The organism is Nocardia sp. JCM 34519.1 (genome assembly GCF_020361265.1).
Classification (GTDB): Bacteria; Actinomycetota; Actinomycetes; order Mycobacteriales; family Mycobacteriaceae; genus Nocardia; species Nocardia arthritidis_A.
The window spans coordinates 61,375-74,689 of record NZ_JAIRBR010000026.1 but is presented as its reverse complement, the minus strand read 5'-3'; the positions used below and the strand labels follow the sequence as shown (position 1 = coordinate 74,689).

At 67.7% G+C, this 13,315-nt stretch carries 17 protein-coding genes; 13 read left to right on the top strand and 4 right to left on the bottom strand.

Annotated features, from left to right (window positions below; genetic code table 11):
* Positions 1–26: 26 nt before the first annotated feature.
* The gene (locus LGY53_RS38460; protein ID WP_225731604.1) at positions 27–890 is read right to left on the bottom strand and encodes a tetratricopeptide repeat protein; all 864 of its coding nucleotides are present in this window, start codon (positions 888–890) and stop codon (positions 27–29) included.
* A 136-nt stretch (positions 891–1,026) separates the two neighbouring features.
* A complete protein-coding gene (locus LGY53_RS38455) occupies positions 1,027–1,815 on the bottom strand; it encodes a hypothetical protein (protein ID WP_225731603.1) in 789 nt (262 codons plus the stop codon).
* Positions 1,816–1,985: 170 nt separating this feature from the next.
* Here LGY53_RS38455 and hemB point away from each other — a divergent pair, with 170 nt between their 5' ends.
* From hemB to LGY53_RS38430, 5 genes are all read left to right on the top strand, one after another.
* Entirely contained in the window at positions 1,986–2,963 is a 978-nt protein-coding gene (gene hemB / locus LGY53_RS38450; RefSeq protein WP_225731602.1) for a porphobilinogen synthase, read from the top strand.
* Between the two features lie 331 nt (positions 2,964–3,294).
* Positions 3,295–3,777 (top strand): DUF3093 family protein, encoded by a 483-nt coding sequence (locus LGY53_RS38445; RefSeq protein ID WP_225731601.1) that lies wholly within the window; start codon positions 3,295–3,297, stop codon positions 3,775–3,777.
* The gene (locus LGY53_RS38440) at positions 3,774–4,040 is read left to right on the top strand and encodes a hypothetical protein (protein WP_225731600.1); all 267 of its coding nucleotides are present in this window, start codon (positions 3,774–3,776) and stop codon (positions 4,038–4,040) included. Before LGY53_RS38445 ends, LGY53_RS38440 begins: the two co-directional genes overlap by 4 nt.
* 36 nt (positions 4,041–4,076) lie before the next feature.
* Positions 4,077–4,310, top strand: coding sequence for a hypothetical protein (locus tag LGY53_RS38435; protein WP_225731599.1), 234 nt, complete (start codon positions 4,077–4,079; stop codon positions 4,308–4,310).
* A gap of 153 nt (positions 4,311–4,463) precedes the next feature.
* Positions 4,464–4,706, top strand: coding sequence for a hypothetical protein (locus tag LGY53_RS38430; protein WP_225731598.1), 243 nt, complete (start codon positions 4,464–4,466; stop codon positions 4,704–4,706).
* Between the two features lie 4 nt (positions 4,707–4,710).
* On the opposite strand, the gene LGY53_RS38425 is transcribed toward LGY53_RS38430, so the two are convergent.
* Positions 4,711–5,082 (bottom strand): hypothetical protein, encoded by a 372-nt coding sequence (locus LGY53_RS38425; RefSeq protein ID WP_167478205.1) that lies wholly within the window; start codon positions 5,080–5,082, stop codon positions 4,711–4,713.
* Positions 5,083–5,249: 167 nt separating this feature from the next.
* Here LGY53_RS38425 and hemL point away from each other — a divergent pair, with 167 nt between their 5' ends.
* The 8 genes from hemL (at position 5,250) to LGY53_RS38385 (ending at position 12,018) form a co-directional block, all read left to right on the top strand.
* Positions 5,250–6,584: a glutamate-1-semialdehyde 2,1-aminomutase gene (gene hemL / locus LGY53_RS38420; RefSeq protein WP_225731597.1), complete on the top strand. Its 1,335-nt coding sequence runs from the start codon at positions 5,250–5,252 to the stop codon at positions 6,582–6,584.
* 89 nt (positions 6,585–6,673) lie between these two features.
* On the top strand, positions 6,674–7,291 hold the full coding sequence (locus LGY53_RS38415) for a histidine phosphatase family protein (protein ID WP_167479861.1): 618 nt from the start codon (positions 6,674–6,676) through the stop codon (positions 7,289–7,291).
* A complete protein-coding gene (locus LGY53_RS38410) occupies positions 7,288–7,914 on the top strand; it encodes a TlpA disulfide reductase family protein (protein ID WP_167478203.1) in 627 nt (208 codons plus the stop codon). Before LGY53_RS38415 ends, LGY53_RS38410 begins: the two co-directional genes overlap by 4 nt.
* Complete coding sequence (locus LGY53_RS38405; protein ID WP_225731596.1) at positions 7,911–8,741, top strand: cytochrome c biogenesis CcdA family protein; 831 nt, start codon at positions 7,911–7,913, stop codon at positions 8,739–8,741. Before LGY53_RS38410 ends, LGY53_RS38405 begins: the two co-directional genes overlap by 4 nt.
* Entirely contained in the window at positions 8,738–10,399 is a 1,662-nt protein-coding gene (locus LGY53_RS38400) for a cytochrome c biogenesis protein ResB (protein ID WP_225731595.1), read from the top strand. Before LGY53_RS38405 ends, LGY53_RS38400 begins: the two co-directional genes overlap by 4 nt.
* A 2-nt stretch (positions 10,400–10,401) precedes the next feature.
* Entirely contained in the window at positions 10,402–11,370 is a 969-nt protein-coding gene (ccsB, locus tag LGY53_RS38395; protein WP_225731649.1) for a c-type cytochrome biogenesis protein CcsB, read from the top strand.
* A 57-nt stretch (positions 11,371–11,427) separates the two neighbouring features.
* Positions 11,428–11,634 (top strand): hypothetical protein, encoded by a 207-nt coding sequence (locus LGY53_RS38390; RefSeq protein WP_225731594.1) that lies wholly within the window; start codon positions 11,428–11,430, stop codon positions 11,632–11,634.
* A 93-nt stretch (positions 11,635–11,727) separates the two neighbouring features.
* Positions 11,728–12,018 (top strand): PIN domain-containing protein, encoded by a 291-nt coding sequence (locus tag LGY53_RS38385; RefSeq protein ID WP_308103066.1) that lies wholly within the window; start codon positions 11,728–11,730, stop codon positions 12,016–12,018.
* A 98-nt stretch (positions 12,019–12,116) separates the two neighbouring features.
* Here LGY53_RS38385 and LGY53_RS38380 read toward each other — a convergent pair whose 3' ends face one another.
* Positions 12,117–13,121, bottom strand: coding sequence for a hypothetical protein (locus LGY53_RS38380; protein WP_225731593.1), 1,005 nt, complete (start codon positions 13,119–13,121; stop codon positions 12,117–12,119).
* Positions 13,122–13,315 lie beyond the last annotated feature (194 nt).

The following is a 13,315-nucleotide window of genomic DNA, read 5'->3' as shown; positions in this document are numbered from 1 at the left end:
ACGAAGGGTTTCCCGACCGCAGCGGGTCAAAGATCGTGCAGCAGTTGCATGGCCTGCGGATGGCCGAGGGAGGCGGCGCGCTCCAGCCAGTCCTGCGCCTCCTGATGCGGAGACAGCGCGCCGGTGATGATGCCGGCGACGGTGCGCAGGGTATCCGGGTCGTCGAGGGTGCCCGGCACCTGAATGTGGCGCTCCCGCAGGAAAAGTGCGAGATGGAACATCGAATCCGGATCGCCTGCCTCGGCGCCGCGCCGCAACCAGTCCTCGCCCGCCGTCGCATCGCCGTGGTCCAGGTGGATCGAGCCGAGGATGGCCATGGCGTCGATGCGGCCGCGGCGCACCGCCTCGGTGAGCAGTGCGACGGCCCGGCCCAGTTCGCCGCGGCGGGCCAGATGCAGCCCCAAACTTCGCATGGCCGTTGGGTTTCCGTTGCTGGCCGCGCGCTCGTACCACTCCTCGGACGCGGTGTCGTCGCCCCGCCGGTTCGCGATGACGCCCATATTGCACAGCGCCTCCGGCACGCCCGCCTCGGCGGCGGGCCGGAACCAGCGTTCGGCCTCGTCCAGATTGCCGCGCTCGAGATGCAGCAGCCCGAGCTGCTGATCGGCGCCGGGACAGCCGGCCCCGACCGCCGACTCCAACCAGCCGATGGCCTCGCCGATCCGGCCGTCGGTGCCGGTGAGCAGGCCCAGATTCGCCATGGCGGTGCCGCTGCCGAGGTCGGCGGCGCGGCGGAACCAGTGTTCGGCGCCGGTCAGATCGTCGCGGTCCCACAGCATGTGCCCGAGCTGTTCCATGGCGCGCGGGTCGCCGTCGGCGGCCAGCCCGCGCAACGCGTTCAGCTTTCGCTCGTTGGCGATGCCCGTCGGATCTGGTGGATCACTGAACATGAGCGGCGGTCCTGGAGGTAGCGGTTTCAGTGCTGGGACTGGTGGTCGCACAGTTGTCGCCGGGCCGATCGATGCGCACGCGTCCCCTCCCCGTCATCCATGATCGGCCCGCGCGGCCGCGCTGTCATGACCCCAGTTACCCGGACGGATATCCGATGGTGTGGTGGTAGCCCTGATCACGGGCGTAAGCGGCGAGTTGGGCGTCGAAACTGCCGATGCTGCCGAGCAGCCAGACATGTCCGGTGTCCTTGACGACGACGATGGGCCCGCCGCTGTCGGCGGCCAGGCGCGGCGGCCTGCCCGCCTCGTACCAGGACGTGGTCGACCACGGAAATATGAAGGCCCACCCGACGTCGAAGACGTGATCGGGCGGGCCGAGCTGGAACGGATCGTCGGGTTCGGCGAGCGCCGCACCGTGCTGGGTCAGCAGATGCCTTGCGCTGTTGCGCGCGACCCGCACATCCAGCGGGCCGACCGTCGTGCTCGGGAACGGCACGTTCTCGTCCGGTGTGCCGAGCAGCCTGCGGCCCGCGGCCCATGACACCTCGCACGGTCTGCTCTCCAGCCGGATGAAAACGGTGTGCGCGGTATCGGAGAAGCGCACCCGCACCACCGCGTCCTCGGTGCTGCCGACCAGATGCCTGCCCTGCGACTGCCGCCACTCATGTTCGTCCGGTGTCATACCCAAGCGATCGAATGCGTTGCGCGCCACCGGCATGAGTTCCGGACCGGCGAGTTTGCGCGCGATGAAGCCGACCCGGAATTCGCGCCCGCTGCCGTCGATGGCGCGCCAGGCGCGCAGTGCCGTCGCCGGCGGGGCCAGACCGCCGGTGAGCAGCGGCCACCATTGCGCGAGGGCCACCGCGGCCCATGACTCGAAATCGGCGGCACGGGCCAGCGAGGCGTCGGTCTGCGGATCGGTCATGCCTGCGGCCCCCCGGAAGTTGCCCTGCGAGTGAAGTATGCGCCATGGGAACGTGCTCGCGCTCACTGTCGGTGACTCGCACCTGGTCACCGCGCCGGACCGCAATTGCTGATCTGTCGGGACGCGATGTGCCGTCGGCACGATTCGGTCACCGGCGTAGGCTCGCGGATATGACCGGAATGGACCGCCCGCGGCGGTTGCGCCGCACCCCGGCGTTACGCCGTCTTGTAGCCGAAATCTCCTTGCAGCCACGGCAATTGGTGTTGCCGATGTTTGTGGCCGACGGTCTGGACGAGCCGCGCGAGCTCGCGTCGATGCCGGGTGTCGTACAGCATTCGATGGATTCGCTGCGCAAGGCGGCGGCCGAGGCGGTCGGCGCGGGAGTCGGCGGCCTGATGCTGTTCGGTGTGCCGCGCCCGCAGGACAAGGACGCCGAGGGCAGCCAGGCCATCGATCCGAACGGCATCCTGAATCGCGGCCTGCGCGCGCTCGCCGAGGAGGTCGGCGACGCGACGGTCATCATGGCCGACACCTGCCTGGACGAATTCACCGACCACGGCCACTGCGGCGTGCTCGGGCCCGACGGTGCGGTGGACAATGACGCCACCCTGCGCCTATACGTGGAAATGGCGCTGGCACAAGCGGATTCGGGTGCCGACCTGCTCGGCGCGAGCGGCATGATGGACGGTCAGGTCGGCGCGATCCGGGCCGGGCTGGACGCGGCGGGCCGCACCGATACCGGAATCCTGGCCTACACCGCGAAATACGCCTCGGCGTTCTACGGACCGTTCCGCGAGGCGGTCGGCTCATCGCTGCAGGGGGACCGGCGCACCTACCAGCAGGATCCGGCGAACCGGCGGGAGGCGCTGCGCGAACTGGAACTGGACCTGGCCGAGGGCGCGGATATCGTGATGGTGAAGCCCGCCATGTCGTATCTCGACATCCTGCGCGACGTCGCCGACAATTCGAACGTTCCCGTTGCGGCATACCAGATTTCGGGCGAGTACTCGATGATCACCGCCGCGGCGCAGCGCGGCTGGATCGATCGGCGGGCCGCGGTGCTCGAATCGTTGCTCGGTATTCGCCGGGCCGGTGCGGATTTCGTGCTCACCTACTGGGCGACCGAGGCGGCGAACTGGTTGTCCTGAACCTGTCCCGCCTGCGGCCTACGGGTGCAGGCTCGGCGTCGTCCGAACGGATCGGGTATCGAATTTGTCCAGGACACGCCACCATGTATCGTGAGGGTTGTCACAGGGGACAGGTGTACCGGAAGTCGTTTGTTCGGCAGACGCTCCGGATGATCGGAGGCTTCGATGCGCGTGGTCATTCAACAGCCGCAGAGCATTCGGCGGGAGTTGGCCGTGCTGAGCCTGCTGGTCCTCTTCGGTCTCGTCACCATTGCGGTGTTGTTGCTGCCGAGTCTGACTCGCTGAGCCCTCGTTCGATGGATCGCCGCGTGCCGGTTCCCGGAAGTGCCGTGTGACCGAATCCGCCTCCGTCGTCCTATTTTCCGAGCCGGGCGCCCGCTGGCGCGCGGTGGCCTATGGGCCGCTGCTATGCCTGGCGGTACTCCTGATGGAGGTGGCCACCGGCACCGATATCCACTGGTTCGCGCTGATCTTCTGCGCCGCGCTGATCGCCGGATTCGTCGCGCTGCAGGTGGTCGCCGGGCGCAGGCACGTCAGCGTCGAACTCACCGATACCGCGCTGCGCGATGGCACCGAGACGCTGCCGCTCGATACGATCGCCGAGGTGCTGCCCGAGCGCGACGAGCACGCCAAGAAGGATGCGGAATGGGAGTCGGCGCGGGCGCTCGGTGAGCTCACCGGGGTGCCGCGGCGGCGCAAGGGTATCGGGCTGCGACTCGCGGACGGCGGATTGGTGCAGGCGTGGGCGCGCGACCACCGCGGCCTGCGTGCCGCGCTGACCGAGGCGCTGGAGCGGAACGGAGTCGACCGGTGAGGAACTCGCTGCTGCTCGCGACGGACGTGGTCGTCGCGGTGCTGTGCCTCGTGGGCGCGGTGTTGAGCTGGCGCTGCGGCCTGCATACGACGGTGTTCGCGCGGTCGGGCGACACGCCCGGCTTCGAGGCGACCCGGTATGCCGCGCCGTGGCTGCTGCTGGCGGCGGTACTCGTGACGGTCGGCGGCGTCGTCGCGATCGACGGTATCGCCCGCGCGGCCCGGATTGTTCGCTCCGACGTAGCGGCCGATACGCGCATTTGATCGTTTTCGCGCCGGGTTCGCGGGAATATCGAATCCATGAAGTCCACAGCCCATGTACGGAAATACCTGATCGGGGTGGTGGCGGCCGGTCTACTCGGCGCGGCCTGTGCGGCTCCGGCGGCCGCTGATCCAGTTGCCGGCCCGGCCCGCTCGCCGGTCGTCTACCTCGCACCGCCCGCACCGCTGCTGCATGTGCTGCCCGCACCGTTGGATTGCCTGTTCACCACCGGGTTCGCACTGTGGTGCGTCGGCATCACCGCGCAGAGCTGAGCGCGGTGCGAAATTGCCACTTCATTCGTCCGGCGATCACGGGTAGCGTGCACGTGATCGCCGCGGCACCGCCGCTGCGATTTCCGGAATATCCGTGCGGCCGTGTGTATTTCGGCCGCGCGATGGTCAAGCGGCAAACGAAGGGTTTACCTGGTGAAGCGGTTGGTCGGTCAGTTGGGTGCGGCGGTCGCGGTGGCGGCCGTGATCGGGATAGGCGCGGGCCCCGCCGCGGCGAATCCGGGATTGCCGCTGGAGCGGACCGCGGGCGGCCAGGCCGTTCAGTCGGCGCGGCCGACCCTGGACTTCGTGCCCGAATCGGGTTCGGCGGGACCGTACAACCAGTTCATGTGCATGCTGCATTCGGTGCTGCCCTCGGTGCCGTGCATGTACACGTAGCGGGTCACTGCCAGTTTTGGTAAACGTCCAGCACCCGTCCGTTGCGGGTGCCGGGCGCGTTCAGGTAGATGGTGACGGTGCCGTCGGGGTGGTCGGCCGCCTCCATGATGATCTGGCGCAGCGATGCGTGCACGCCGCCCTGATCGTCGCGGAAGATCTTGGTGTCGCCCTTGAGGCCGGCGCCGATTCGGTTGAGCGGCACCATCATCGTCACGATGGCGGGCAGCGGTCCGTCGGAAAGCCCCAGGGTTTCGCCGTGGCTCAACCGCAGCCCGACGCGATCCGGCTGACTCACCGGGTCGGCCGCCGCGGCGGCGCCCGCGCCGAAGCTGGCGGCTAATGCGACGAAGGCCGCGCTGACAATGGCGATCCGCATGGTGTCCCTCCCGGCCGATGGTTTGCGTACGGACCGGAACCTTACGCATTGGCAAACCATCAGCGATCAATATTCCGCCCAAATCGGGTTCGGCGTGTTGCGGTCTGGGTCACCTCCACTACACCCTGTCGTCGACTCGATCGCGGTGAGCTGACAGACTGGTTCGCGTGAGTTCTTCTCCGCGCGCGACCAGGGCATCGGTACCGGTTTCCGCTCAGCTCTTCGAACGGGCTTGTTCGGTTATTCCCGGCGGCGTCAACTCCCCGGTCCGGGCATTCAAATCCGTCGGCGGCACACCGCGATTCATTGCCGCCGCGAACGGCTACACCCTGGTGGACGCCGATGGCAACGAATACGTGGACCTGGTGTGCTCCTGGGGTCCGATGATTCTCGGCCACGCGCACCCGGCCGTCGTCGAGGCCGTGCAGCGCGCCGCCGCGGGCGGGCTGTCCTTCGGCGCGCCGACCGAGGCCGAAATCGAACTGGCCGAGCTCATCGCCGAGCGGGTGGCGCCGGTGGACCGGGTGCGGCTGGTCAACTCCGGTACCGAGGCCACCATGAGCGCGGTCCGGTTGGCCCGCGGATTCACCGGGCGCGCCAAGGTCATCAAATTCTCCGGCTGCTACCACGGGCATGTCGACGCGCTGCTCGCCGACGCGGGTTCGGGCGTCGCGACCCTCGGCCTGCCCACCTCGCCCGGTGTCACCGGCGCGCAGGCGGCCGACACCATCGTGCTGCCGTATAACGACCTCGACGCCGTCGCCGCCGCTTTCGCCGCGCATCCGGGTGCGATCGCCTGCGTGATCACCGAGGCGGCCGCGGGCAATATGGGCACGGTGGCGCCGCTGCCCGGCTTCAACGCCGGCCTGCGCGAGCTGACCGCCGCCAACGGCGCGCTGCTCATCATGGACGAGGTGATGACCGGATTCCGGGTGAGCCGCTCCGGTTGGTTCGGGCGCGACGGGGTCGCGGGCGATCTGTACACCTTCGGCAAGGTGATGAGCGGCGGTCTGCCCGCCGCCGCGTTCGGCGGCCGCGCCGAGATCATGAACCACCTGGCCCCGCTCGGGCCGGTCTATCAGGCGGGCACCCTCTCCGGTAATCCGGTCGCGGTGGCCGCGGGTCTGGCGACGCTGCGCGCCGCCGACGACGCGGTGTACGCGGCGCTCGACCGCAATGCCGAGCGGCTCGGCGGTCTGTTCCACGAGGCGCTCTCGGCCGCTGGGGTCGAGCATCAGGTGCAGTTCGCGGGCAATATGGTGAGCGTGTCCTTCGCCGACCGCCCGGTCACCGACTACGCATCCGCCAAGGCCAGCCAGACCTGGCGCTATCCGGATTTCTTCCACGCACTGCTCGACGGCGGTGTCTACGCGCCGCCGAGCGCGTTCGAGACCTGGTTCGTCTCCGCGGCGCTCGACGAGGACGCGTTCGACCGAATCGCCGCCGCTCTGCCCGCGGCCGCACACGCGGCCGCGGCCGCCACCCCCGAAGGAATCGCGTGAGTTCCGAGCACGAACTTTCCCGATCCGAGCGTGAACCAGCGCTCGGATCCGATAACGCCCCGCAGCCGGAATCCGAACCCGTCGAGACGATCGTGCACGTGCTCCGGCACGGCGAGGTGCACAACCCGAAAGGCATTCTCTACGGCCGTCTTCCGGGCTTCAGCCTGTCGGTGACCGGCCGCGCGCAGGCCGCGGCGGTCGCCCGCGCGCTCGCCGACCACGACATCGCCCTGGTGATCGCCTCGCCGCTGCAGCGCGCGCAGGAGACCGCCGAGCCGATCGCCGCCGAGCACAAACTGCTGGTGCGCACCGACGAGAATTTGATCGAGGCCGGCAATACCTTCGAGGGCCTGCGGGTTTCGGTCGGCGACGGCGCGCTGCGCAAGCCGAGGCACTGGTGGAAGCTGCGCGATCCGTTCACTCCGTCCTGGGGCGAGCCGTATCTGCAGATCGCGCACCGCATGCTGGCCGCGGTGAACAAGGCGCGGGTGGAGGCGGCCGGGCGCGAGGCGGTGCTCGTCTCACATCAGCTGCCGGTGTGGACGCTGCGCCGATTCCTGCAGGGGCAGCGGCTCTGGCACGATCCGCGCAGCAGGCAGTGCTCCCTCGCGTCGTTGACTTCCCTTGTCTACCAAGGGGATACGCTGGTCGACATCGTGTATTCGGAGCCGGCGGGCGGTTCGGATCCCGCGGTGCACGGCGCATGAGAGCCGCCACCGTGTCCCGGTCGGCCCGGCGGTTCGCGCCGGTTCTGCTCGCGTGCGTCGCGCTGGTCGCCGCGCTCGCGGGCTGCTCCGGCAAAGACGCGGTGGCCACCGGCGGCGGCACCTTCCAATTCGTTTCGCCGGGCGGGAAAACCGAGATCTTCTACGATCCGCCGTCCTCGCGCGGCACCATCGGCAAGTTGGCCGGGCCCGATCTGATGACGGCGGGCAAAACCACCTCCGTCGACGACTTTCCCGGCCAGGTCGTGGTTTTGAACCTGTGGGGGCAGTGGTGCGGGCCGTGCCGCGGCGAGGCGCCCGCGCTGGAGAAGGTCTACTCGGAGAACAAGGACCGGGGAGTTGCCTTCCTGGGCATCAACATTCGCGATCCCGAGCAGGACAAGGCGCAGGACTTCGTGGTCAGCAACAAGATCGGCTATCCGTCGATCTACGACCCGTCGATGCGCACCCTGCTCGCACTGGGCGGTAACTTCCCGACCAGCGTCATCCCGACCACGCTCGTACTGGATCGGCAGCATCGGGTGGCCGCGGTCTTCCTGAAGACGCTGCTGCCGCAGGATCTCGATCCGGTGGTGCGGCGGCTGGCCGACGAGGGTCCGGCATGAGCGTGACAGTGCTTGCGGGCGTTGGGGATTCGTTCCAGCAGACGGCGGCCACCGGGCCGCTGCTGCTGGCCGTCGGCGCCTGCCTGCTCGCGGGGTTGGTGTCGTTCGCCTCGCCGTGTGTGGTGCCGCTGGTGCCCGGATATCTGTCGTATCTGGCCGGACTGGTCGGCGCGGAGGCGCCGCCCGTCACCGTTGCCGAGGCGAAAAACACTGTGGCGGTTCGTAATACGCAGCGGTCCGGGCGGCTGCGGGTGGCGGGCGCCGCCGGACTGTTCGTCGCGGGCTTCACCGTGGTGTTCGTCCTCGCCACCGCGACGGTCTTCGGCGTCATCCAGACGCTGAACGTGAATCGTGAACTGCTGCAACGCATCGGCGGTGTGGTCACCATTCTGATGGGACTGGTGTTCATCGGCCTGATCCCGGCGCTGCAGCGCGACACCAGGATGGAACCGCGCAGGCTCACCAGCATCGCGGGCGCGCCGCTGCTCGGCGCGGTATTCGCACTCGGCTGGACACCGTGCCTCGGGCCCACATTGTCCGGTGTGATGGCGGTGTCCGCGGGCACCCAGGGCACCACCGCCGTCCGCGGCGTCGCACTGATCGTCGCCTACTGCCTCGGCCTCGGGCTGCCGTTCGTGATCCTGGCCTTCGGCTCGGCCAGCGCGCTGCGCGGGGTCGGCTGGCTGCGCCGCAACTCCAGGATCATCCAGATCATCGGCGGCCTGCTGCTGGTCGCGGTCGGCGTCGCGCTGGTGACCGGCGCCTGGGATCAGTTCGTGGCCTGGATCCGTGATGCGTTCGTCTCCGAGGTGACCCTGCCGATATGACCGTGCTGGACCGAACCGACATCCGACCGACACCCCCTCGGCAGTCGCTGCCCGGCCGGGCTTGGGCGCTGGTGCGCAATACCTGGCGCGGGCTCACCAGCATGCGGACCGCGCTGGTGCTGCTGTTCCTGCTCGCGCTCGCCGCCATCCCCGGCGCCCTGCTGCCGCAGCGCAGCCTCAACGCGCAGAAGGTGGCGCAGTACTTGGCCGACCGGCCGACGCTCGGCCCGTGGATGGACCGGTTCCAGCTGTTCGACGTCTTCGGCAGCTTCTGGTTCACGGCAATCTATGTGCTGCTTTTCATTTCGCTCGTCGGCTGTGTCGTGCCGCGCGTCTACGACCATTACCGGGCGTTGCGCACACCGCCGGTTCGGGCCCCGCGCAACCTTTCCCGGCTGCCGCACCATTTCGCCACCTCGGCCGAGCGATCGCCGGATGAGGTTATCGGCAACGCGCGCAAGCAATTACGCGGCTGGCGCGTCGAGGTGCGGCCGGGCGAGCGGGACGGTGAGGTCACGCTCTCCGCCGAGAAGGGCTATCTGCGCGAATTCGGCAACCTGGTCTTCCATCTGTCGCTGGTCGGGCTGTTGGTCGCCTTCGCCGCCGGCAAGCTGTTCGGATACGAGGGCAATGTCATCGTCATCGCGGACAACGGTCCCGGCTTCTGCACCACCTCGCCCGCGGTGTTCGACTCCTTCCGGGCGGGCAATGTCAACGACGGCACCGGCATGACCCCGATCTGCGTGCGGGTCAAGGATTTCAAGGCCGACTATCTGAAGAACGGTCAGGCCGAGATGTTCACCTCGAACATCTCCTACCAGGCCGGCGGCGATCTGCGGAGCAATACCTGGCGCGACACCACCATCCAGGTGAACCACCCGCTGCGCGTCGGCGGCGACCGAATCTACTTGCAGGGCCACGGTTTCGCGCCGACCTTCACGGTGACCTTCCCGAACGGCCAGACCCGCACCGAGACCGTGCAGTGGCGGCCGGATAACGCGAGCACCTTCCTGTCCAGCGGTGTGCTGCGCATCGACCCGCCCGGCGGCATGTACACCAGCGACGAGGAGCGGCGCAAGAACCAGATCGCCATCGAGGGTCTGTTCGCGCCGACCGCGTTGCTGGGCGGACCCCAGGGCACCTTGCTGAGCTCCGCGTATCCGAAGATGGACGATCCGGCGGTTGCGGTCGACATCTACCGCGGCGACACCGGTTTGGACACCGGTAGGCCGCAGTCGATCTTCGCGCTGGATCCGGAACTGGAGCGTCAGCACCGCTTGACGAAGGAGGCGCGGGTCAACCTGCGCCCCGGTGAGTCGACCACGCTGTCCAACGGCACCAAGGTGAGCTTCGACGGCGCGAAGGAATTCGTGAATCTCCAGGTCTCGCACGATCCGGCGCAGAACTGGGTGCTGGTCACCGCGATAACGCTGCTGGGTGGACTGCTGGTCTCGCTGGTCGTCAAGCGGCGCCGGATCTGGCTGCGCGCCTATCCGGCCGCCGACGAAGCGAGTACCGTCGACCAACGACGCACTGTAGTAGAGATGGGCGGGCTGGCCAGAAGTGACCAGGCCGGTTGGGGCGGCGAATTCGACCGCCTGCGCGCCCGGCTGCTCGACGACGCCCCGCCGACCGCGGCGAAAACCACGGGAGAATGACCATGCCGATCGACGAAACCCTGGCCCGCTACAGCGATTTCGCGTTCAAAACCGCGATCGTCGTCTACGCGCTCGTGCTGGTGCTGCTGATCGTGCAGTACGCGTCGGCGCAGACCAAACGGGTGCTCGAACGGGAACTGGTCGGCTCCGGCGGGCCCGCGCCGGATCCCGCGGTGCCGGGCCGGGTCGAAACACCGGAGGGCACACCGCTTTCCGAGCGGTACGGCAATATGGGCTTCTCCGTGCTGCACGTCGCGGTGGTGCTGCACATCGCGGCAATCGTGTTGCGCGGCTTCGCAACCCACCGCTTCCCGCTCGGCAACATGTACGAATTCGTCACCATGGCGACCGGCGCGGCAATGGTGATGGGCCTGATCTTCCTGCGCGAGCAGCGATTCCGGTCGATGTTCGTCTTCCTGCTCGTCCCGGTGCTGATCCTGATGTTCCTCGCCGGAACCGTGCTCTACGCCGACGCCGCCCCCGTGGTGCCCGCGCTCAAGTCGTACTGGCTGCCGCTGCACGTCACCATCGTCAGCGTCGGCAGCGGCATCTTCATGTTCTCCAGCGTCTGCAGCATGCTGTTCCTGTACCGGGTGCGTCAGTCCGACGGCCACGAATCCTCGAATGTGTTCGGCGCCATCGCCCGTCGCCTCCCTGACGCGCAAACCCTCGACCGCCTCGCCTACAAAACCACCATCATCGGCTTCCCCCTCTTCAGCGCCGGCATCATCCTCGGTGCCATCTGGGCCGAGGCCGCCTGGGGCCGCTTCTGGGGCTGGGACCCCAAAGAAACCTGCTCCTTCATCGCCTGGGTCCTCTACGCCGCCTACCTGCACGCCCGCGCCACCTCCGGCTGGCGCGACACCAAAGCCGCCTGGATCAACGCCGCCGGCTTCGTCGCCATGCTGTTCAACCTGTTCATCATCAACATCGTGGTGAGCGGCCTGCACTCGTACGCGGGCCTCAACTGAGAGAGGGGGACCCCGCCGGGCCGTCGGACTCGGCTTCGCACGGCATACACTGTGATCATGCGTGCCAGTCATGAGGAACTCCTCCGGTTGGCCGAGGCTGTGCCCGATGATCATGTACCGGCCGCGGCCGCGTTGCTGCGTCAGCTGGTCCGGAAATCCGGCCGTCGTACTTTCCACAGCGACGGCATTGTGTCTGCCGAACCTGACCTGGGTGAGCGGGCTAAGGAGATCGTTCGAGAAGAACTGGATCGGGGCACGATCTAGTGATCGTCGTCGATACCGGCCCGATCGTCGCCCTGGGTCAATAAGCGGGAGCTGCTGACGAATGCACCCGGCCCGCTCCTCGTGCCGGCACCGGTGTTCACGGAGGCGGCCATTTTGCTGGAACGTCGTTGCGGTACGACTGCTGAGTCGGCCTTCCTACGAGACGTAGCCGAAGGAACGTACACCGTCATTGATACGACGTCCGAGGATCTGGAGCGGATCTGTGAGCTCGTCGACAAGTATTCTGATCTGCCGTTGGGCACGGTCGATGCCTCCGTTATCGCCGTAGCCGAACGCTTCCCGATCACTGCGGTCGCCACTCTCGACCGCAAGCATTTCTCCGTTGTCCGGTCCAAGGTCGGCCAACTGTTGCTGGTTCCTTAGCGATCTACCGCGTCTGCGGTGTCTAGACGCTCACGTGCCCGCGCGCCCGTCGTAATTGCCCCCGCGCCAATGGGTTTGGTCTCGGTGGCTGACGATCATCATCGCTTGCCTGGGCAGGAGATTTCCAGCAGACCGTCCGCACCGCTGGCCGTCAGGCACGACAGCCACGCCGCCCGTGCCGTGTTGTAGGCCCCGCACAGCAGATTCCATGTCGAGGAATCATTGCCGCGGCGCACCACCATGCCGACTCGGTCGAATTCGCTTGCCGACCACACACTTTCCAGCATCTGGCCCGTCCGACGCATCACCGCGGACCACCGGCCCAGCAGCTGACCGCGTTGGTCGTCGGTGAGTTGGTCGAGTACCTCCCGTGTCGCGTAGGCCTGGGCCACCATCCACCAGTTGGTGTCGGGGTTGTTACGGCATCGGGCGAAGAGAAGTTCGGCGATCTCGTCGAAGGGGTTGTCGCGTCCGGACAAAGTGAACGCGCGGCGGAGCTTGCGGTTGGCCGTGTAATAGGCCACGAAGCATGCCGCGTTCGGGTCGGCGCGGAACCGGCCCAGCGTGATCTCGGCAGCGAACCCGGACCGTGCCACCAGGGTGAGGTGCCGCTTGTCCTGCTCCCTCGAGAGCTTGTCGGCCTTGGCTGTCAACCGTTGCAGCGCACGGAATCTCCGGTTGTACTGCCGCTTGGAGATCTCGATCCCCGCAGCCGCCCGGGCTTGCCGGTTGAGTCGATGGGTGAGAAAGTCCGTCCAATACGGATCGAAGCCGATTTCCGCACCGACCGACCGCGCGAATGCCAACAGGGAGGCGGGAGCATCGGCATCGACACCCGACTCGACCCCGAACAACCGGCTGATGGCCGCGACTTGCCGAGAACCATCCACCGGCCGCGCGAAATCCTCTGTCATGGAACTCAATCCGTTCCACCGGCCTGCGGCACGCGCGACCCGAGCCAACCTGCTGCGCTCGGCCTCCCCCAGAACATCCTTCAAGCAATACCAGGCGAGTAACGCCACCGACTCCGGTCGATAGCGTGCGTCCAACGACGTGTGCAGCGCGACCAACGCCTCGTCGGGACTCATCACCCCCTCAACCATGCCGACGATCATCACAAAACGCCCCTGCCACAGCAACGGAAAATCCACCATGGACGGGGTCACGCCCGCGGCGCAACGCAACACAATGCCGCATGGCGCGCGTCGATCAACCGCTCAGATCAGTTGAGCGGCACGGTCTTCCAACGCACGCACCTGCCGATTTCAGGTTGTCGTGCGGACCGCTCGTGGTGCGA

What these genes read in the sequence shown, in the direction of transcription:
- LGY53_RS38390 (WP_225731594.1), top strand. Translation starts at nt 11,428, where the DNA reads ATGCGTGCCAGTCATGAGGAACTCCTCCGGTTGGCCGAGGCTGTGCCC.
- LGY53_RS38410 (WP_167478203.1), top strand. Translation starts at nt 7,288, where the DNA reads ATGAGAGCCGCCACCGTGTCCCGGTCGGCCCGGCGGTTCGCGCCGGTT.
- LGY53_RS38425 (WP_167478205.1), bottom strand. Translation starts at nt 5,082, where the DNA reads ATGCGGATCGCCATTGTCAGCGCGGCCTTCGTCGCATTAGCCGCCAGC.
- LGY53_RS38460 (WP_225731604.1), bottom strand. Translation starts at nt 890, where the DNA reads ATGTTCAGTGATCCACCAGATCCGACGGGCATCGCCAACGAGCGAAAG.
- LGY53_RS38435 (WP_225731599.1), top strand. Translation starts at nt 4,077, where the DNA reads ATGAAGTCCACAGCCCATGTACGGAAATACCTGATCGGGGTGGTGGCG.
- hemB (WP_225731602.1), top strand. Translation starts at nt 1,986, where the DNA reads ATGACCGGAATGGACCGCCCGCGGCGGTTGCGCCGCACCCCGGCGTTA.
- LGY53_RS38400 (WP_225731595.1), top strand. Translation starts at nt 8,738, where the DNA reads ATGACCGTGCTGGACCGAACCGACATCCGACCGACACCCCCTCGGCAG.
- LGY53_RS38455 (WP_225731603.1), bottom strand. Translation starts at nt 1,815, where the DNA reads ATGACCGATCCGCAGACCGACGCCTCGCTGGCCCGTGCCGCCGATTTC.
- LGY53_RS38380 (WP_225731593.1), bottom strand. Translation starts at nt 13,121, where the DNA reads ATGGTTGAGGGGGTGATGAGTCCCGACGAGGCGTTGGTCGCGCTGCAC.
- LGY53_RS38405 (WP_225731596.1), top strand. Translation starts at nt 7,911, where the DNA reads ATGAGCGTGACAGTGCTTGCGGGCGTTGGGGATTCGTTCCAGCAGACG.
- ccsB (WP_225731649.1), top strand. Translation starts at nt 10,402, where the DNA reads ATGCCGATCGACGAAACCCTGGCCCGCTACAGCGATTTCGCGTTCAAA.